This window comes from Rufibacter sp. JT3400010, from assembly GCF_054956755.1.
In genome coordinates, this window is the sequence record NZ_JBUDXA010000005.1 from 47,815 (window position 1) to 68,225 (window position 20,411).

The window sequence follows — 20,411 nt, forward strand, 5'->3', positions numbered from 1 at the left end:
GCGCCAGCGGCTGATCCTCTTTCTAATGCTAATCTTGGGGGGATGGACAGCCCACGCACAGGTGTTAACGCCCTTAAACCAACTACCCGCCCACGTGGCGGGAGTGGGGCAAACCGCCGGAAAACCCACCGGTACCACGCCCCAGCCCCTCGCCCCCGGCGATACCCTTACCCTGCCGTTTTTTGACGATTTCGCCCAAAGCGAAGGCAATCCAGATGCTACGCGTTGGCTCACCCGCGGCGGCGTTTCCGTCACCAACCGGTTAGCGGCCAATCCACCGTCCATTTTCGCGGCTTCTTTTGATGGCTTGAACGCCGAAGGGCAGCCGTACGGCACCACCAACACCGCTGGCCCTACTGATACGCTTACCTCCAAACCATTGAACCTAGGCACCCAGCAGCCGCAAGACTCATTGTACCTTAGTTTTTACTGGCAAGCGGGTGGGTTGGTAGATGCCCCAGACTTTTCCACTTCTAACCTGTATTCCCTGCAACTGGAGTTCAAAGAGGCAAACGGCACCTGGAATCCGGTGTGGTCGCAGCGAGGCAACGGGCGCTCCACGGCGTTTGCGCCGGTGATGGTGGCCCTCCGGGAAAGCCGCTACCTCTACAGTGGTTTCCAGTTCCGGTGGGTGAGCAGCGGCAGCCGAAATGGCCTGCGCGATGTCTGGCACGTGGATTATGTGTACCTGGACCGTAACCGCCGGCAAGGCCAACTCCAAACCTTTGATGTGGCGTTAACCCAACGCCTTCCTTCGTTGCTGCAACGGTACAGCGCCATGCCCATCTGGCAATTTCTGGAGAACCCGACCGGGGAGACCCGGCAACAAGTGGGTTCTGAACTGGCCAACCTCAGCAATGTGCCCGCCGCCCTCAGTTGGCGCGCCTACGTCCAGAATCTGACCACCAGTGCCGTAGATACCTTCCTGCGCGGAAGTGCGCCGGTCAATGCCGGAGTCAGGACGCCTATCACTGCTTCACCTTCCAGCTCTTTCCTGAGCAGCCAGAACCAGCCCTATTTCTTAGAGACCGTTCTGTTCCTGAACACGAAAGAACCCAATTTCTACACCCGCTACAATGACACCCTCCGGCGGCGGACAGACCTGCAGGACTTCTATGCCTATGATGACGGCTCCGCCGAAACCGGGTTCAGTTATCCATCGGGAACTGCCGTGCAGTTGGGCTATCAGTTTGACGTAAACAAGGCAGACAGAATCAAAGCCGTTCGGATGTTCTTTACCGGCACCAACACTCCCGGCACCGAACTGTTCCTGCGCATCTGGACCGATAACAACGGCAAACCCACCGACCAACCCATGTACGAGCAACGCTTTGTGTTACCCGCTGCTATTGGGTTGAATAACTGGCTGGATATAACGCTTGACCGGCAGATAGAGGTGCAAGGCCGCTTTTACGTGGGCTACCGGCAACCATCCGGCGGCGTATTTGTGAACGTAGGGTTTGACTTGAACGAGAATACAGATGGCAAACTCTTCGCTTCGAATGGAGCCACTGCCTGGAGCGCCGTTGAAAACCTAGGCGGCGCTTTGCTCTTGAGACCGGTTATGACTGGTACGCTCACAGCAGCCGAAGAGGAATTGGCCTTAACAGAAACCCTTTTGTACCCCAACCCAAGCACCACCGGGCAGATTCATTTAAGTCAGGCGTTTGACCAGGTAGAGCTCTATACGTTTACGGGCCAATTACTCCAAATCTGGTCTAAAGTGGCGCAAGGGCAGCGTTTAACTTTACCGGCCGCACTCCCCACCGGAATTTATCTTGTAAAAGCCCGAAAAGGAAGCCAACTTAGAACCGCTAAACTAATTCTCCAAAAATGATTACTGCAGACATTACCGCCGCTGAACTGAAACAACGCTTAGCCAATAATGAAACTCCTATCTTGATTGATGTGCGCGAGCCTTGGGAACACGAAGAGCAAAGCATTGCCGGTGCCAAGTTGATTCCGTTGGGCTCTCTACCCGAGCGCATCCATGAACTGGAGGAATACAAAGACCAGGAAGTTCTGGTCCATTGCCGCTCTGGCAAGCGTTCCGCCACCGCCCAAGCCATCATGCAACAGCAAGGATTTACCAACGTGCGCAACGTGTTAGGCGGCATGTTGGCCTACAACGAGGCATAGTTTTACCTATAACCTGATTGCTCGTTTTCAAGGCTGCTTTTCAGAAAACGGCCCGAAAACGAGCCTCTTTTTCAAACCTTCCGGGTTTCAGAGCTAATCCTACGGTAAGCCCTCGTTCGTTAAGAACTCAGGAAAAGGTAGTGCTTTGCCGAAAACCGGGAATGCAATTCTCTCTTACCCAATAGAACCTCGTCAGCCTTTCGGCACCGGAAACTGACCTAAAAACCGATCTCACTTTCTCATGGCGCTATTTGATCTAATAGGCAACACACCACTGGTAGAGTTAAAGAATATCAATCCGGCTAAAAACGTAAAAATCTTCGCGAAACTGGAAGGGCAGAACCCAGGCGGAAGCGTGAAGGACCGGGCGGCGTACTACATGATCAAAAATGCCTTGGACCGGGGAGACATAAAGCCCGGCGACCGGCTGGTAGAGGCCACGAGCGGCAATACCGGTATTGCCTTGGCGATGATCGCCCAAACCATGGGTGTGCAGATGACGCTGATCATGCCCGATAATTCTACGGCTGAGCGGGTGAAATCCATGCAGGCGTACGGGGCGAAGGTGATTTTAACGCCCGCCGCCCAGAACATTGAATACTCCCGCGCTTTGGCAGATGAGATGGTCGTGAAAGAGGGCTACTTCATGCTGAACCAGTTCGCCAACGCCGATAATCACCAGGCTCATTACCAGACCACCGGACCTGAGATCTGGCGCGATACACAAGGCACCGTTACCCATTTTGTTTCGGCTATGGGCACTACCGGTACTATTATGGGCGTATCAAGGTATTTGAAAGAGCAGAATCCAGGGATCCAAATTGTGGGTACTCAGCCCTCGCAGGGTTCCAGCATTCCCGGCATCCGCCGTTGGTCGCCTGAGTTTCTTCCCAAAATCTACGAGAAAGAAAGGGTAGACCGCCTGGTGGACATCAGTGAGCAGCAAGCCACCCTTATGACCAGAAAGCTGGCCAAAGAAGAAGGAATTTTGGCCGGTATGAGCAGCGGAGGCGCCTTGGAAGCCAGTTTGCAAGTAGCCCAGGAACTGGAAGAAGGCGTCATTGTCTTTATTGTCTGTGACCGGGGAGACCGTTACCTCAGTACCGACCTCTTTGAGTAAACGTAGTCATTTGAAGCTAGATAGCGACTGCAGTTACCAGCAGCAACTCTGTTTCAGGGCTATTTTCAAGAAAACAGCCCTGAAACAAAGCATCAGTCAATGATAAAAGGCGCGGGGCTGAAACAAAGGACGAACACAACCAAGGCGAACCAACCCAATAAGATTCTTCCTCGGCTTAACGGCTCTTCATTGGGACTTGGTGGGTGGAAGACTCCAAGTGCTTTAGACAACACCAATCCGAAGACCAGCCAACCATTGTAGCCTTGCACCTGGGGCCAGATGAACTGGACCAATAACTGAAGACTCAGCACACCGGCGGCCACCAGCACCCCTCTTCGGACCTCTGGAAACAAAGGGCGGAATACGATTAGCAGGTAAAGCACATATCCGGCCCATTTCCACCAATCTTCGTCTAAATTGATTTCCAGCGAAAGCAGTCCCAGGCCCGCATAAAAGATGAAAATGGTGTACAGAATGGGCGATAAGCGGTTGAAGCGTTCGTAACCCATCATGCCGTACAGAATGTGTCCGCCGTCTAACTGCCCAATGGGCAACAGGTTCAAAGCAGTAAAGAACAGCGAGAGAAACCCGGCAAACAGCAGCGGGTAATGCACAATTTCGTACCTGCTGGGCAGCAAAGCAGGGTCAGCCACCAGCTTTTCGAAAAGCCAGAACAGGAGGTTTCGGCCTATGGCCAAATCATCTGCCCGGTAATAAACATGCGCCTCGTAGTTCTGCCCCCAAACACGGTAATCTGGATGGATGGAAAACAGGTATTCCAACGGGGGAAGGTGCGTGAAGCCATACGCCAGTAACGCCAGCGCCAATGCAAAGCCCGCCAAAGGTCCCGCAATCCCGATATCAAAGAACTCCTTCCGGGAGAAAATGCGTTCTTTGATTCTTATGAAAGCGCCCATAGTTCCAATCCCGAAGGTGACTCCCAGCCAAATGGGAATGTAATACGGCAACGTTACCCGTACTCGGTAATACCGGGCAGTCAGGTAATGGCCAAATTCATGGACGGTCAGAAAACCCAGAAACGCCGACGAGAACACCAGTCCGCCCAGTACCTGCTGCCAGGTGATAGCCGGGGGCCAGATGAATCCCTCAAAGCCGTAAAAGAACGATCTGCCGTACCGCCATTCGGCCCCGGCCAGGGTAGTGGTGACCAAGGTGAGCAGAAACAGCAGTACGTGCAGCGCCAGCTTACGCGCCATGTTGGGGCAGCGCCTCCTTCAGCACCTGGTTTATGGTAAGGGGAGGAGCCAGGTGAATGGTTTGCAGGCCTACCTGTTTGGCACCCTCAATGTGCTGGATACTGTCATCAATGAACAGCGTCTCTTCGCGTTTCAGGCCGTTTTCTGTTAAAATATGCTCAAAAACGGCACCGCCCGGCTTGCGCATGCGCACCAAATGTGAGTAATACGTTTTGTCAAAGAGGCTGTCCAGGCTGGGTATCCCGAAGTTGTCTTCCACAATTTTATTGAAGGCGAGCATGTGGATGGCATTGGTGTTGCTGAGCAGGAACAGGCGGTAATGTTTTCCTAACTCCTGTAGCAGTTCAATGCGCTCGGCCGGAATATCCAGGAGCAAACTGTTCCAGGCTTCATCAATCTGTTCATCAGACGCCTCAATAAAATATTCGGCCCGAAGACCTTCTCTGAATTCCTCAGAGGAAATATCTCCGCGTTCATAGAGGTCAAATAGTTCAGACTGAGCCTTTTGGCTGAAGTCTACGTTTGCGCCGGTTTTACCGTACGCCTTGAGGGCATCGGTTCCTTTGGCATAGTCAATGTTGATGATGACCCCACCCAGGTCAAAAATGATATTCTTTACAGAAGAAAAGTCCACGAGATTACGGGTTTTGTTTTGCGTTTTAAAACACAAATGTGTAGAATTGCACTCCCAAATCAAAGATTTGGCCGGGCCTATAGCTCATTCGGTTAGAGCAACTGACTCATAATCAGTAGGTGCTTGGTTCGATTCCAAGTGGGCCCACGTTGATAATCAGGCACTTACATCGTTAAATCGAAGTAAGTGCTTTTTTGTTTGCAAACAATTTGAGAAACATTTTAGCTTGTACGAAAGGTAACCCAAGTCACAAGGGAAAGCGCACAAAATTACTTCCTGCCTCTCTTTCTGAACAACTAACTATATTTTCTTTAACTTGAAGTTAGCTAAGAGTAGGTTTTTTCCAACTTCTCTAGCAATAGAAATGGTGTCTCATAAAGGCTATTGCATACACAAATACATGTTTGAACTTAGACGACATCATGTACAAAGATTCCGGTGCTGATAGTAAATTAGATTATGTAGGGCAGACCTCTTGGGTGATGTTCCTGCGCTACCTGGATTTCAGAGTTATCTATATGGAAGCAGCTTGGCAGTGTAGGGGGTTATAGTTGTTTTACAGATTCTGCTTTATTGTAAAAAGAAATAAAGAAACAGATAGAGGGAGTACACTATGCCTGATATATCAGCTGCAGCCAAACCAGAAAATACAGCTGGGCTCTTTGAGAAAGTAGCAGCCCTCATCTCTGATGCCCGCCGTAAAGTGGTCGCTACGGTAAACCTCACCATGGTGCACACCTACTTTGAGATTGGGCGCATGATTGTGGAAGAAGAGCAGCAAGGCAAGGAACGAGCTGCCTATGGCAAAGCCTTGCTCAAAGAGCTTTCGCAACGATTAAGCAATGCCTTTGGAGAAGGTTTCTCAGTAGACAATCTGGAGCGGATGCGTTTCTTTTACCAAACGTATGCCCCGCAGATTTCCGCAACACCTTTGCGGAAATCTGATGAAGCGGAAGGTACAGTAAGCAAAAAGCAGGTGATTGAACAAGGACCGGCCTTCACCTTATCCTGGTCGCATTACATCCGGCTCATGCGCATAGAGAATCTGGCTGAACGACGGTTTTATGAATTGGAATGCGCCCAAAATAACTGGAGCCTGAAAGAACTGCAACGCCAATTTGACAGCGCCTTGTATGAACGCCTGGCGCTAAGCCGGGACAAGGAACAGGTAAAGGAACTAGCCGAAAAAGGCCAGCAACTCCAGCGACCACAAGATGTGGTGAAAGACCCGTACGTGCTGGAGTTTCTGGGGCTGAAAGAAGAAGCAGTTTATTCAGAGTCCACCCTGGAGCACCGCATCATTGATGAACTGCAGCATTTCTTGCTGGAGCTGGGCAAAGGCTTCACGTTTGTGGGGCGGCAGGTGCGGTTTTCCTTTGACGACAAGCATTTCAGGGTAGACCTGGTGTTCTATCACCGCTTCCTGCGGTGCTTTGTGCTCTTAGACCTCAAGATTGGCGAGGTGAGTCACCAGGACCTAGGGCAAATGCAGATGTATGTGAACTATTATGACCGCTTTGTGAAAACCGAGGACGAGAACCCTACCATCGGCATCATTCTATGCAAAGAGAAAATCAACGCGCTGGTAGAAATAACTCTGCCTAAAGAAAACAACCAGATCTTCGCTAGTAAATACCAGACCTTTTTGCCTAGTAAGGAAGAGTTGAAGGCGATTTTAATGGATATGATCGAAGATGAGAGAATAAGCGGGAGTGAGCAATGAATAAAGTTTGCTTGAGTATGCAACCTTTTATTGAAATAGGACTCTGATTCAATAAAAGGTTAAATAAAGGAGGTTCTATAAATGGTGCCTTAAAAAGAAAAGATACAGAACGGCAGGAAGCTATGTTGCAACAGGAAAAGATGGAAGATAGAACACTTTTTTGAAAGGCCTTCAACTTCACAAGAACCCTGGTCAGGCATGATTACAAAGCGCAGAATTACCTAGGCTTTTCCCTCTAGGCCTATATGAAAATGATTAAGGTATTCTTGATATAACTGCCTTCTAATCAGTAGGTGCTTGGTTCGATTCCAAACGGATCACTTCATAATCAGCCACTTACGAGGTAAAACTTGTAGGTGGCTTTTTTATTTGCATACAATTTGCACACAGAATATCTGATACATTGAGGATTCTGCATTTCTAAGTCATACACCAACTATCTCAATCCCCATCAGTACCTCAGAAGTGCAGTGTCGTTTTTTGGGGTGTTGGTTCCTGTTACATCATTGTTTTATGAAAGCAATTATGGTACAATTCCATGGCGGCTTTCTTGGTGTAAATCGAATTATCTAACTTTATTTCATGTATGTACAATGATTTACTTCAAATATTGCAACAATTAGTATAGGACTAATTTGTAATTTTGTGGGAGACACGACATAACACGCTGAAGCACTGTGGGAGTAAAAATAAATGAGTCGGTCTGGGAGAAGCTGACATGTCTTTCCAATGACCTGCTCTGCACTTTTGATAGGAATGGGGTCGTCCTCCAAGTCAATGATACCAGTAAACGCATTCTTGGGTACACCTCTGAGGAGATAATCGGCCGACCTTTTACAGAGTTCCTCCACCCCAACGACCTAACCAACTCAGAACAAGCCCTAAAGCGGGTAGTAAGCGGCAAAAGTCTGACTAACTTTGAGAACCGCTTCTTCCGGAAAGACGGTAATCCCGTGTACCTGCAATGGACTACCACCTGTTCCTCAGAAAACGGATGGGTTTACGCCATGGCCCGGGACATTACCGAACTGAGAATTGGGCGAAGCAAACTGGAGGAGAGCGAGCAACGTTTCAGGACGTTATTCAATCATCACCAGGACATCGTTTTTTTTGAAGACCCAACGGGTTTGGTCACGGAGGTAAACCAAAGCTTTTGTGATACTTTCTCTATCTCAAGAGAGATGGCAACCAACACCCGCATCTCCACTTTCCTGCCATCGGCACTCAGGCCTCTGTCAGATGCGTCGTTGCAGGCCGCCCTGGCTGGCAGCACCATGCGAAGCGACGTAGAACTGACCCTCAAAAATGGCGACAGAAAGGTGTATGATGCTGTCAAGTACCCCATCAAAGTGAACGGGGAGATTATTGGGGTGCAAACCGTGGCCCGGGATATTACCCCCATGGTGCGCGCCTATGAGACGTCCCAAAGGCAAGCCGAGAAATTGAACACCATTCTGGAGAGCATCACAGACGGGTTCTTTACGGTGAACAAGGACTGGAAAATCACCTACATTAACAGAGAAGCAGAAAAACTTCTGCCCTTTGACAGGAACCTCCACATAGGCGTAAATCTCTGGGATGTTTTCCCTGGTGAATTTGGGGGGGAGTTCTACGCAAACTACCAGCACGCTTTTGACACAGGTGAAACCGTCAATTTCACCGCTTACCTGAAGGAACACGGTAAGTGGCTAAAGGTAAAAGGGTACCCGTCTGAGGAAGGGATCTCAGTCTACTTTGATGACATTACCGTGCAGGTAGAGGCGCAACAAGAAGTAGAGAAGCTGTCGCTGGTGGCCAGCAAAACGTCAAACGGAGTGGTCATAACAGATGCTAATGGATTGACTGAGTGGGTGAACGACGCCTTCACGAACCTGACAGGCTATACTCTTTCTGATGTAAGGGGCAAAAAGCCAGGGGATCTGCTACGAGGGAAGGAAACCGACCCAGAAAGTGTGAGGTATATGGACGATATGCTTAGAAAGCGTGTTCCCTTCAATATCAACCTCATCAATTACAAAAAATCTGGGGAGAAATTCTGGGTTGCCATGGATATTACGCCCGTGTTGGATGAGGCTGGTAATCTCATAAAGTTTATTGCCATACAGAAAGACATTACTGAAAGGGTAAGGGAGCGGCAGGAACTTGAGAAGCTTTCATTGGTGACCAGCAATATCACCAATGGCGTAGTCATCACCAACGCAGAGGGCAAAATTGATTACGTCAACAAAGGATTCACCACTCTCACCGGATATAGTTTTGAGGAGGCTATTGGGCAAGCCCCATACGACTTATTGTACCACGAGCGCACTGATGTGGAAGCCTACCGTGAGGAGAATAAGAAGATAATCAGCGGAGAGCCTACCTCTTTTGAGATCCTCAACCGAAGAAAGGATGGAAACAGGGTGTGGCTGCATGTGCAGAAAAGCCCCATTATAGGGGAAAACGGGGAGATCAAAGGAGCCATTGCCATCCAGTCTGATATCACTGAAAGGATTAAGACCCAGCAGGAGCTGGAGAAACTCTCATTGGTGGCCAGCAAAACCAAAAATGGCGTGCTCATCGCCAACGGTGACTGGAAAATTGAGTGGGTGAATGAAGGCTTCACCCGCCTTTACGGCTACAGGATAGACGAGGTGGCGGGCAAGGAACCCTCAGAATTTCTGCACTCCCCAAAAACCGACAAAAGCAAATTCGCGGCCTTGGAAGGGAAATTACTCAGCGGAGAGTCCATCTCGTTTGAGGTGCTCAATGTGAGGAAAGACCGGGAGGAGGTGTGGGTGAACATTGAAATTACCCCTGTGCTTGACCAGCACGGCAGCATCACCCATTACATGGAAGTCCAGACCGATATTACGGAACTGAAGACTTCGGAACTGGAGTTGTCCCGGCTAGCCGAGGACCTCTACCGGAAGAACTCAGATCTGCAGCAGTTTACGTACGTGGTGTCTCATGTGCTGCGCCAGCACGGAGCAAACATCCTGGGCCTCACCAACCTGCTGATGAAAGAGGACAAGCATTCAGGCATGTATGAACGCTCCATGGCTTTCCTGCGGCAGAGTGCCTACAAGCTGGATGATGTGCTCAGGGATATGAACACAATTCTGACCATTAGGGAAAACAGAGCCAGTCTGGAAATGGAGCGGGTAGAAGTGTACCCAGTGTTGCGGGAGGCGTTGGTTCCCTTTAAAGAGCGAGTGCAAACGGTAGGGGGCAAGCTCACCATTAATCTCCCAGAGGGTATGACTATTAAAGCTAACCGGGCTTACCTGCACAGTATCTTCCACCAACTGCTTTCCAACGCGGTCAAGTTCCGCTCTCCCGGACGCCTGCTGGAGATCAGCGTAAAGTGCCTGGGAAGCACCGAGGCCGGTGCCTTGTTCAGCATCAGTGACAACGGAACTGGCTTTGATTCTAAAAAAGAGGAGAAAAACCTCTTCAAGCTTTACAAGCGGTTCCACACGCAGCAAGAGGGCCGGGGCATAGGTCTGTACCTCACCAAGCAACAAGTAGAGTCCATGGGCGGACGCATAGAGGTTAGCAGCAGAGAAGGAAAAGGCACTGAATTCATTTTATATTTGCCTCACAAATGAGAATCTACTTAATTGACGATGACGAGGTGAGTAATTTCCTTTTTGAGGGCATTCTCACCAAAGTGGCGCCTGCATTTGCCATCCGTGCTTTTCAATCTGGCATAGATGCTCTGGAGGTGATAGATGCAGGTGGTGCCAGTGAGTACCCCGAGCTGATGTTTGTAGATCTGTCTATGCCCATCATGGACGGCTGGGAATTCCTGAAGGAATTGGGGAAACGCCACCCGGGGCTAAACAGCAGGGTGTACATTCTCACTTCCTCCATACGGGAAGCAGATGAGGCAGAAAGCAAGGTGCATCCCCTGGTGACAGGATTTCTCCAGAAACCGCTAATGCAAGAAGGAATCATGTCTATACTGGCTACTTCCCTTGTAAAAGGGAGCAGTACCTGATTCCAACTCATTCTTACAAAAACAGCCCCAAAACGAAGTCACTGCAACCACCAGAGTTGTTGGCAATGACTTCGTTTTGGGGCTGTTTTCTGAATTTTAAGGCTGTTTTGACTTGTCCTTAACGGGTAGTTTTCAAGTTTACCTGCCCGGTCTGCAATCCTTTACCTTTCACTGATAATTCAATGTCTCCGGCCTGTTCCGTGGACTGCACCAAGACTACCAGTTTTCCGCTGAACAGTTTCATGGTGGGTAGGTGGAATTGCTCCAGAGAGGTGGGGTCGCCGTTGCAGGCTGCCCGGTAGTTTCCTTTGCCTTTCACGCTGAAGTTGAGTTGGTTTGTGGCCAGCGGGCACGGGTTGCCGTCTTTGTCCACCACAGATACCGTTACGAAGGAAATATCTTTACCATCTGCACTGATCTGGGTCCTGTCTGGCTGAAGCACAATCTTATGCGGTTTTCCGGCGGTCTTCACTTCTCTTTCAGCTACGGGTTTGCCGTCTTTCCCGAAGGCGACTACCTTGACGGTGCCCGGCTCATATTTCACGTCCATCCACATCAGGCGATACCGGTTTTGTGGGGTGGCCGCGTGTTTTTTCTGGATGCCCATGCTTTTGCCGTTCACGAACAGCTCGGCGCTGTCATAGTTGGTGTACACGAATACCGGGGTGGTCTGGCCTTCGCGGCCTTCCCAGTTCCAGTGCGGCAGAATATGCAAGGTTTCTTCGGTCTTGTTCCAGCGGCTGCGGTATAAGTAGAATCGATCCTTGGGCAAGCCCGCCAGATCGTTTATCCCAAAGTACGAGCTACGCGAAGGCCATTTGTTATCATAAGGGGTGGGTTCGCCCAGGTAGTCAAAACCGGTCCAGACAAACTCGCCAATAACCCAGGGTTTATCGTCTTGCAAGACAAAATCATCGTCGGGCAGGTTAGACCAACTGCAGTACTCCAGGTCATAGGATGAACTCTGGAAATCTGGGTACTGCTTTTCTATAGCCTTTTCCACCGGGAATTTGTACACGCCGCGCGAACTCACGGTAGAAGCTGTCTCGGAGCCTAGAATATATCCTTGCGGGAAAGCTTTGAAGGCTTCCTCATACAAGTGCACCCGGTAGTTGAGCCCCGGAATGTCTAAAAGCGCCCCAAAACCCGAGGCCATGGTGGCTTTCACCTGGTCCATGCCCACGGTCACGGGGCGGGTAGGGTCTTCGCGGTGGAAGATGTCCTGCAGCCATTTGGCGCGTTTCACGCCCTCGGCCCCCCATTGGTCGGGTACTTCGTTTCCGGAGCTCCACATCACAATGGACGGATGGTTGCGGGTGGCATGCACCAGGTTCACTACGTCTTTCTCGGCATACTCTTCAAAGAAGCGGTTGTAGCCGTTCTTCACTTTCGGTTTGGCCCATTCGTCAAAGCTTTCTGCCAGGAACATGAATCCCATCTCATCGGCTAGCTCCAGTTGCTCAATGGAAGGCATGTTGTGCGAACTCCGGATGGCGTCACAGCCCATGTCTTTCAGAATCTGCAATTGTCGGCGCAGCGCGGCCTTGTTGACGGCAGCGCCCAGCGGCCCTAAATCATGGTGCAGACACACGCCTTTGAATTTGCGCACTTTCCCGTTCAGGCTAAAACCTACGTTAGGCTTGTAGCTGATCTCGCGTATGCCAAAGCGGGTTTTCACTTCGTCTTTGAGTTCCTTTCCCGCGTACAACCTGGTGATGGCGGTGTACAGGTAAGGCGTTTCGGGGCTCCAAAGCTGCGGGCGGGCGACGGCCAGGTTTTGCTCAAACTCCTTCCCGAACAGCTTGCCGGTGCTGTCTGTAGCCACGGTAGTACCTTTGGCGTCTACAATCTGGGTTACCACCCGCACATTGTTACCCGTTACCTTGGTTTTGATGTTCACTTTGGCCTGCTCCGCTGAAATAAACGGCGTAGTGACAAACGTGCCCCATTGGTCAATACTTTCCTGGTTTTTGACCACCACCTGCACCTTGCGGTACAATCCCGCGCCCGGGTACCAGCGCGAAGACTGGCCCTGGTTGCTCAGTTGAACGGCCAAGGTGTTTTTCTTTCCCTGCTGCACCTGGTCTGTAATGTCAAAGTAAAAGTAGTTGTAGCCGTAAGCCCATTCTCCCACTTTCTGGCCGTTCAGGTACACTCTTGGTTCGCTCATGGCGCCTTCAAAGACAATCAGGACTTTCTGTCCTTTCTGGTAGTGCGGCAGCGTGAACTCGTTGCGGTACCAGGCTTCCCCTATGTAAGGCAAGGCCCCGGTTCTGCCCGTTTTCTCTGACGGTACTTTCTCGCCGTTCTGCTCAATGGCCACCACCTGTTTGTCTACTTCTTTGTCATAAGGACCATAAATAGCCCAATCATGCGGAACGGTTACCTTTTGCCAGTTTTTGTCATTGAACCCAACCTGGTAGGCCTGCTCATTCTTTCCTTTTTTGAACTTCCAGTTATCCGTTAGTTCCGTGACTACCCTCACCTGCGCCAGGGAAATCTGCGAAACCAATACCAAACCTAAAAATAACCACCTGTTTATCATGCCTTTTTGTGAAATAAGCCTAAAAATGAAGTTTTAAGTAGAGACACTTACCGTTCTTTTAAGAGATGCTCGCTCTGGTTTGCGCTCTAATTTGCTGTAAAGATAGGTTGAAATGGTGCGCTATGCTGCCCTGAGAACGTGGGAAACCGCTTTTGCCCTGGAGAGCACGACTCCGCACAGCGGTTGAGCAACGCTATCTTACCAGAAAGGCGTCCATGGCCTTGGTAGGTCGGCCGTTGGCTCCCCAGGCGCTCAATGGGTATTTGCTCCAGCTTCTGGCTCCTTGCGGCTCCCAGTAAATCACGCCCAACCCTTTGCCCCCGGGCACGGCTTTCACTTTCTGCTGAACGGCCACCAGCATATCATACGTGTTCTGGGGTTTGGTATCTTCGCCGCCAACTTCTACCACCATCACTTCTTTGCCGTAGCGGCTTGCCATGTCAGTCAGGTTATGGCCAAGATCATCAATGGAAAGGGTGTAATCTGGGTTACCCGGCAGCCAGTAAGGATAATAAGATAGTCCAATCACGTCGTATTTGGCCCCGTGCGCCTTGGCGTTGTCAAACCAGGTTCTGAACCGTTGGTTGTTGTTGCCTTGGTCTACATGGAGGATCACTTTGGAACTGGGGCTAACGGCTTTGATGGCGTTATACCCTTGGTTGATAAGCTGGGCCAACTGCGGCCAGTTAGAAACGCTTCCTTCGGGGTAGATCATGCCGCCGGGGGTTTCATTGCCTACTTGCACCCATTCAGGAGTAACGCCGGCCTTCTTCAGATCGCTCATGACATCATAGGTGTAGTTATACACGTCCTTCAGGAGCTGGGGAAAATCATGACCTTCCCAGGCGGCGGGTTTTTTCTGTTTTCCGGGGTCGGCCCAAGTGTCACTGTAATGGAAATTGATCATGACCCGCATGCCCCATTTTTGCGCCCTCACGGCCATGGCTACGGTTTCCTCTTTGCTGTTATGCCCGCTTGCCGGGTCATTGGAGGGGTTCACCCACGTGCGCAGCCGGATGGTATTGATGCCATGGTCTTTCAGGATTTTGAAACAGTCCTGCTCCACGCCCTGGTCATCGTAGAACTTGTACCCGGTGGCTTCCATCTGCTGCAACCAGCCAATGTCGGCTCCTTTGGCGAAGCCACCACTTTTGGTGCCCAAATCCATGACACTGCAACTGCAGAAAATGGTGAGCAAGATGAGGCCCAGAAAAACGGATGTTGATGTCTTTGTCAAAGCTTTCTTTTGTTGAATGAAACTAAAGGTACATAATTTCAAGAAAGGGCAGAGGACGGGTGTTCCTTTTTAGGAAGGGAGACAAGCTGGTTTAGTGCGGTTTTGGAAAATTTAGCTTGGAATGATGCAAATTGTTTCACCTGTAGAAAGCAGTTTTCAGTGGGTGTTTCAGGGATTACTCCTTCTCTCATATTTTCATGCAAGAGGAAACTCTGTTTGAAAAAGGAGTAGCCGTTTTGCGCGTGTTATCTGCTAAACTGCTTATTAACAGAAAGTAGGGTTGGTATTGTGCAGATGGAAATGTGCCGGAACGAAAAAACATAATACAAGGAATAGAGTTAAACCGAGTATGACTTCTTCAGAACCATTCTATAAGAAAAGTACGCTTATTCTGCTGGGTATCATTCTCCTGGTATATGTGCTTTTCACCTTGGCAGATATTCTGGTGCCCATTGCCTTCGCGCTGTTGCTCGCGATTTTGCTGAACCCATTGAATAGCCGGTTTTTACGCATGAAAGTGCCCGCGGTGCTGTCCATTCTGCTTACCCTGCTGATTGCCATTACCATTTTAGGGGCGGTGCTGTACCTGCTTTCGGCACAGATTATTCAGTTTGGTGAGATGGTGCCAGCCTTGAAACAGAAGTTCAGCCAAATCCTGACAGATCTTCAAACATTCGCTGAAACCACCTTCGGCATAGGCATTCAAAAACAGACGCAGCTTTTGAAGGACACCGCCAACAGCGGCACCGCGCTGGTAGGAAGAACCGTGAGTAGTGTGCTGGGCATCTTCAGTTTACTTTTCCTGATACCCGTGTACATCTTTCTGTTCCTGTTGTACAAGCCTTTGATCCTGAACTTCGTTTTTGAGGTGTTTTCGTCTAAAAACACCCATTACGTAGCCGATATTCTGCACGAAACCAAGTCGGCGATTCAGAGTTATATTGTGGGTTTGCTGATGGAGACGTGCATTGTGGCGGTGTTGAATTCAACCGCGTTGCTGTTGCTGGGCGTGCCGTACGCCATTCTTTTGGGAGTGATTGGCGCCATTCTGAATATGATTCCGTACGTAGGCGGCGTGATTGCTATTCTGCTGCCGGTGCTCATGGCTACCGTCACGGAGGACGGCTATACCACCCAATTAGCCATTGTGGGCGCGTATGCCGTTATCCAGTTTCTGGACAATAATGTGTTGGTGCCCCGTATTGTGTCTTCTAAGGTAAAGCTGAATGCGCTCATTTCCATTCTGGCCGTACTGCTGGGAGGTGCTCTGTGGGGCGTATCTGGTATGTTCCTGTCCATCCCGTTTGCCGCCGTCTTGAAAATAATCTTTGACCGCATAGAAAACCTGAAGCCCTGGGGCAAACTGCTGGGTGACGATATCCCCGCCACCTATCCCGGACAGGTTTCCCCCATCGTGCCTGCGCCAAACAAAGTGGAGCCATTGGACTAAGTAATTCGCCTGGAGACTTTCTATTGAGTTGAACTGTGAGCTAGAAAATCAATGAGATTCCCTCATGTAGTGATGTTTATACCACCGGCTATTCAGGTTTAGAAAACCACCTATGCTACAGATACTTTCATGTAAGAGTAATTGCCTGTGATACTATCTTTGAAGGCGAAGAATGCTTTCAAGTACAGAAAGAGGTCGTTTTGCGGGTTCTCCTTCATGTTTCTCGCTTCCTGTATTAAGGTATCTAAATGCCAGAAGACGTAATCTGTGGTTTCTGAATTTTTTAAGATAGGGCTTTGGTTGAGCGCGTGTTTAAAAGCAGTGGTAATAGATAATACTTCCTCCACCTCTTCACCGCGCTCATAAACCTCAGACTGGAGTAGAGTTAACAGTCTCTCTGATATGCCTTCCTCTAAAAAACCATGAGCATCTGCCAAAGTAGTAGTGTAAGTGTTTTCCATGAATATAATATTTTATCTATTTTAATTATATTTACAAATGTAGCGCATTGATTTTGAATAAAAATTTCATTTTTCAAATAAGGTAATAGCAACAACTTAATAGATCTTAGAAGAGATAAACGGGGATTAGGGTGGTTTTTACGTGTTTTGTACTGATTCTGAGTCTCTGATAAAGCTGTCTAGGTTATAAGTTTTTTGCTTTTATAATATGAATATTTTTAAAAGGTGAGAAATATGGTTTTTGCATTTATTGAAAGAGTTGGTTTGTTGTGTTAAGTGTAATAGCCTGATATTGTGAAATATACTATACATGTAGGCTTGAAAGACTCTATCATGGAAAATGGCTGTTATCCCGGATAAGTCCTGTGTCTCTTCAAAGGCAACGTTTTATCATTTATGTGGTTAATTAACCGCATCCTGTTAAATTAGCCCCATCATACGTATTATCTGAACACATTATGTCCACTACAGACAACCAGAAACAAGCGCTTTTTCAAGAGATTGAGCAAGAACTGACCTCTAAAGGATTTTCCATCGCCAGCCAGGACCAGACCAGACCCTGGGGTGGATTCTTTGTGATTGATGAAAACCAGGCCCAACAATTTGCCGACACCTATTTTGACGGGATCTCAGTAGAGGATCTCCGGATTTCGGGGAAGTTAAGCCCTAAGATTCTGGTAGTGGCCCCAGACAAACGCCTCTCCTGGCAGTACCATCACCGCCGCGCCGAAATCTGGAAAGTAGTGAAAGGGAAAGTAGGCGTGGTGACCAGCCCCACAGATGAGGAAGGCGAACTGCAAAGACTGGAGCCCGGCGCTTTGATCACCCTCAAGCAATCTGAACGTCACCGGTTGGTGGGCTTAGACGGGTGGGGTGTACTAGCCGAAATCTGGCAGCACACAGACGCCTCCAACCCATCCAACGAAGACGACATTGTGCGCGTCCAGGACGATTTCGGCCGGTAAGTCAAACTATTTTGCAGCGTATTTCCGGGTAACTGCTTAGAAACAGGATACAGGCGCAAGTACACTTCTGATCTAGTTTTCTCTAAACTGCCCTGAAACAGTTTACTCCTTTGATAAGACTCTTTTATCTTACGCGATCAACAACTTTTTGAAGTGCTTTACACAACCTCCGTTTAAAAGCTGTTTTCCTGAAAACCGTCTTTAAACGGAGGTTTTGCTTTGTAAGGTGATCAAGGTTTGAGACTGCGGCTTATTGGATATTGACTAAGTATTTTATCTATCGGAATGAGCTGCTTACGGCTAAAAGTAAAATTGTGAATAGGGGCTCTTTTCTGTAAAACAGTACAAAAGCGGAGCTTCTGGGTACATAAAGTGGCAGTAGGGGAGTAGTACGCCTGTGTTTTAAGCCTTTTTAAATGCAAAAACAGGTAAATTTCTGGACATGAAGCAATTTTATATAACGCCTTCTGCCCAAAGATATTTTACCAGATTTGTTTCTGAGGTAGAATATTGCTAGTATTAATACGCATTCATCTTGCGGAAATGTGGGCTTCGCCTACATAATGGAACAAGAGAAGCTTACAGAAGATAGATCAATACAATTATATTTTAGGTTGGCACGGCCAATGACTTATGGGAAATTACAGTAAATGGTATCATCCGTATACCATCAATGAGAAGTACAGTGAGCGGGTGGCTTACTTTAGCATGGAGTTTGGGATTGATCAGGCCCTGAAAACCTATTCCGGCGGACTTGGCTATTTAGCCGGTTCCCACATGCGCAGCGCTTATGAATTGCGGCAGAATATGATTGGGATTGGTATTCTATGGAAGTACGGGTACTATGACCAGGTGCGGCAAGACGACCAGAAAATGGGCGTACAGTTCCTGAAGAAGTACTACACCTATCTGGAAGATCCGGAAATTAAATTTCAGGTAACGGTCCACAACAACCCGGTATGGGTGAAGGTACTGGTGCTGCCCGCTGAGACCTTCGGGACGGTGCCCATGTACTTCCTCACCACCGACATCGCCGAGAACGACTACATCAGCCGCACCATCACGCACCGTCTGTATGACCATGAATTGCCCACCCGTATTGCGCAAAGCATTATTTTAGGAGTTGGCGGAGCCAAGGTGATTGAAGCCTTGGGCGGCGTAGCCACCTACCACATGAACGAAGCACACGCCCTGCCGCTGGTTTTTCACTTGTTTGAAAAGTACCGCGATGTAGAGGAAGTGAAAAAGCGCATGGCGTTCACCACCCACACCCCAGAAAAAGCCGGAAACGAGGAAAATGAAGTGGAACTGCTCAACAAGATGTCCTTCTTTGGGGGATTGTCTATGGAGGAGGCCCGGGAGATTTCCGGTGCCCATGGTACGCAACTGGACTACACCTTAACCGCCCTCAGACTGTCTAAAATGGCCAACGGCGTGTCTCAACTGCACGGCGAGGTTTCCCGCGACATGTGGGAAGGGAATGAAGGCATCTGTGAGATAAAAGCCATCACCAACGCCCAGAACGTTAACTACTGGCAGAACCCAGAATTGCGGGCCGCCCTGGACGCCTACGAGGACGAACGCCTGGTGCAACTGAAGGCCGAGATGAAGAAGCCGCTCTTTGATATAGTGGCTGACCAAACCGGCAAAATCTTCCGGACGGATGTTCTCACCATTGTCTGGGCCCGTCGGTTTGCCGCCTACAAACGCGCCGATCTGCTGCTCCATGACCTGCACCGGTTCTTTGAACTCATTAACCGCGAAGGCCAACCTGTGCAAGTGATCTGGGCTGGAAAACCCTATCCGTATGACCAAGGAGCTGTGGGTGTTTTCAACCGCATTGTGGAAGTTTCGCATAAGCACAAGAATGTGGCCATTCTCACCGGCTATGAACTGAGTCTCTCCCGCAAACTGAAAGATGGCGCTGATATCTGGCTGAACACGCCGCGACGTCCAAGAGAAGCATCCGGTACCAGCGGTATGACCGCCGCCATGAACGGGGCCATCAACTTCTCGGTGCAGGACGGCTGGCTCCCCGAGTTCGGCAGACACGGCGAGAACAGTTACCTGTTCCCCATTGTAGACACCACGCTCCCCAACGATGAGCAGGACCAGATTGACTACAACAACATGATGGATATTCTGGAGAACGAAATCATTCCGGCGTACTACGTTGACCGCCAGAAATGGGTAAGCGTCATGAAGCAGAGCATGAGCGAAGTGGTAGGTTATTTCAGTTCAGAGCGTATGGCTGATGAGTACTATCGCTTGATGTATCAGGATGGGAAATAAGTTGTTTTGTTTGTCATGATTGAGAAGAGCATCAGAAAATTTTCTGATGCTCTTTTTTTTTAAGCCTGTTTTGCGGAAAGTAAGGTGTAAATGCTTTCTTTGCGCTTGGTGCACGTAGTTTGTAGTTACCTTGGCTTGTCTGCTTTCTGCGTGGGTAGAGGTAGGCGCATGCAGTTTGCTGTTCCCTTGGCTTTTCTGTTGTTGCGTGGGTTTTAGAGCTTTGTTGTTTCATCTTTTCCGGTAAGCGCTCACGGCCGCGAGGCCCCGCCTTCCGCCCTCGCGCTGTGATTTCTCCCTGCCTGCTTCGCTAACGCTCAGAGGTGGTCGAACTCTAGGCGCTCAAGCGAAAGGCTGGAAACGGATATGCGTGTTTTTCTCCACTTTTCTTATCGCTGGCGCGAGTCTCTGACTCGTGCCTACAGATGCCGGGTAGTCTTCAGACTACCCTCGCTGCCCCGCAGCGAAACCACGCATTTCCGAGGATATACACCTCCTAATTCCACCTACCAAATCAACTTCCCTCTTAATGTAGGAGGGGTGCCTGGAGGGCGGGGTGGTAATTTTCGGGAAACAATGTCAAAACACCTGTCCTTGTGCTGGGCAATCGCGTACACAAAGTTTGGTTTCACAGAGGGTACTAATGGTT

The 20,411-nt window shown here is 49.4% G+C and carries 15 protein-coding genes and 1 tRNA gene; 10 read left to right on the plus strand and 6 right to left on the minus strand.

The genetic code is table 11. The features are described from left to right. Positions 1-25: 25 nt before the first annotated feature. The 3 genes from ACY0JR_RS06600 (at position 26) to cysM (ending at position 3,259) form a co-directional block, all read left to right on the plus strand. A complete protein-coding gene (locus ACY0JR_RS06600; protein ID WP_462633152.1) occupies positions 26-1,837 on the plus strand; it encodes a T9SS type A sorting domain-containing protein in 1,812 nt (603 codons plus the stop codon). After that, positions 1,834-2,139 carry a rhodanese-like domain-containing protein gene (locus ACY0JR_RS06605; RefSeq protein WP_462633153.1) on the plus strand — a complete coding sequence of 102 codons (306 nt, stop codon included), beginning with the start codon at positions 1,834-1,836 and terminating at the stop codon, positions 2,137-2,139. Before ACY0JR_RS06600 ends, ACY0JR_RS06605 begins: the two co-directional genes overlap by 4 nt. A gap of 241 nt (positions 2,140-2,380) precedes the next feature. Then, positions 2,381-3,259 (plus strand): cysteine synthase CysM, encoded by an 879-nt coding sequence (cysM, locus tag ACY0JR_RS06610; protein WP_462633154.1) that lies wholly within the window; start codon positions 2,381-2,383, stop codon positions 3,257-3,259. A 92-nt stretch (positions 3,260-3,351) separates the two neighbouring features. Here cysM and ACY0JR_RS06615 read toward each other — a convergent pair whose 3' ends face one another. Both ACY0JR_RS06615 and ACY0JR_RS06620 read right to left on the minus strand, forming a co-directional pair. Then, a complete protein-coding gene (locus tag ACY0JR_RS06615) occupies positions 3,352-4,476 on the minus strand; it encodes a site-2 protease family protein (protein WP_462633155.1) in 1,125 nt (374 codons plus the stop codon). Then, positions 4,466-5,110: an HAD family hydrolase gene (locus tag ACY0JR_RS06620; protein WP_462633156.1), complete on the minus strand. Its 645-nt coding sequence runs from the start codon at positions 5,108-5,110 to the stop codon at positions 4,466-4,468. Before ACY0JR_RS06620 ends, ACY0JR_RS06615 begins: the two co-directional genes overlap by 11 nt. 73 nt (positions 5,111-5,183) lie before the next feature. On the opposite strand from ACY0JR_RS06620, the gene ACY0JR_RS06625 reads away from it, so the two are divergent. The 4 genes from ACY0JR_RS06625 to ACY0JR_RS06640 all read left to right on the plus strand — a co-directional run bounded on the left by ACY0JR_RS06625 (position 5,184) and on the right by ACY0JR_RS06640 (position 10,815). Continuing rightward, a tRNA-Ile gene (locus ACY0JR_RS06625) sits at positions 5,184-5,257 on the plus strand. Positions 5,258-5,723: 466 nt separating this feature from the next. Beyond that, positions 5,724-6,833, plus strand: a complete 1,110-nt coding sequence (locus ACY0JR_RS06630) for a PDDEXK nuclease domain-containing protein (protein WP_462633157.1) — start codon at positions 5,724-5,726, stop codon at positions 6,831-6,833. A 677-nt stretch (positions 6,834-7,510) separates the two neighbouring features. Next, entirely contained in the window at positions 7,511-10,423 is a 2,913-nt protein-coding gene (locus ACY0JR_RS06635; protein ID WP_462633158.1) for a PAS domain S-box protein, read from the plus strand. Beyond that, positions 10,420-10,815, plus strand: coding sequence for a response regulator (locus tag ACY0JR_RS06640; RefSeq protein WP_462633159.1), 396 nt, complete (start codon positions 10,420-10,422; stop codon positions 10,813-10,815). Before ACY0JR_RS06635 ends, ACY0JR_RS06640 begins: the two co-directional genes overlap by 4 nt. Positions 10,816-10,933: 118 nt before the next feature. Here the strand turns inward: ACY0JR_RS06640 and ACY0JR_RS06645 are convergent, their stop codons facing one another. Then, on the minus strand, positions 10,934-13,360 hold the full coding sequence (locus ACY0JR_RS06645; RefSeq protein WP_462633160.1) for a DUF4982 domain-containing protein: 2,427 nt from the start codon (positions 13,358-13,360) through the stop codon (positions 10,934-10,936). Positions 13,361-13,553: 193 nt separating this feature from the next. Then, positions 13,554-14,597 (minus strand): glycoside hydrolase family 53 protein, encoded by a 1,044-nt coding sequence (locus ACY0JR_RS06650; protein WP_462633161.1) that lies wholly within the window; start codon positions 14,595-14,597, stop codon positions 13,554-13,556. 349 nt (positions 14,598-14,946) lie between these two features. Here ACY0JR_RS06650 and ACY0JR_RS06655 point away from each other — a divergent pair, with 349 nt between their 5' ends. After that, complete coding sequence (locus tag ACY0JR_RS06655; RefSeq protein ID WP_462633162.1) at positions 14,947-16,047, plus strand: AI-2E family transporter; 1,101 nt, start codon at positions 14,947-14,949, stop codon at positions 16,045-16,047. 110 nt (positions 16,048-16,157) lie between these two features. Here ACY0JR_RS06655 and ACY0JR_RS06660 read toward each other — a convergent pair whose 3' ends face one another. Further along, positions 16,158-16,508, minus strand: coding sequence for a hypothetical protein (locus ACY0JR_RS06660; protein WP_462633163.1), 351 nt, complete (start codon positions 16,506-16,508; stop codon positions 16,158-16,160). Between the two features lie 458 nt (positions 16,509-16,966). Here ACY0JR_RS06660 and ACY0JR_RS06665 point away from each other — a divergent pair, with 458 nt between their 5' ends. Both ACY0JR_RS06665 and glgP read left to right on the plus strand, forming a co-directional pair. After that, entirely contained in the window at positions 16,967-17,473 is a 507-nt protein-coding gene (locus ACY0JR_RS06665) for a cupin domain-containing protein (protein WP_462633164.1), read from the plus strand. Between the two features lie 633 nt (positions 17,474-18,106). Then, entirely contained in the window at positions 18,107-19,765 is a 1,659-nt protein-coding gene (gene glgP / locus ACY0JR_RS06670) for an alpha-glucan family phosphorylase (protein ID WP_462633165.1), read from the plus strand. 31 nt (positions 19,766-19,796) lie between these two features. Here glgP and ACY0JR_RS06675 read toward each other — a convergent pair whose 3' ends face one another. After that, positions 19,797-19,997, minus strand: a complete 201-nt coding sequence (locus ACY0JR_RS06675) for a hypothetical protein (RefSeq protein ID WP_462633166.1) — start codon at positions 19,995-19,997, stop codon at positions 19,797-19,799. Positions 19,998-20,411 lie beyond the last annotated feature (414 nt).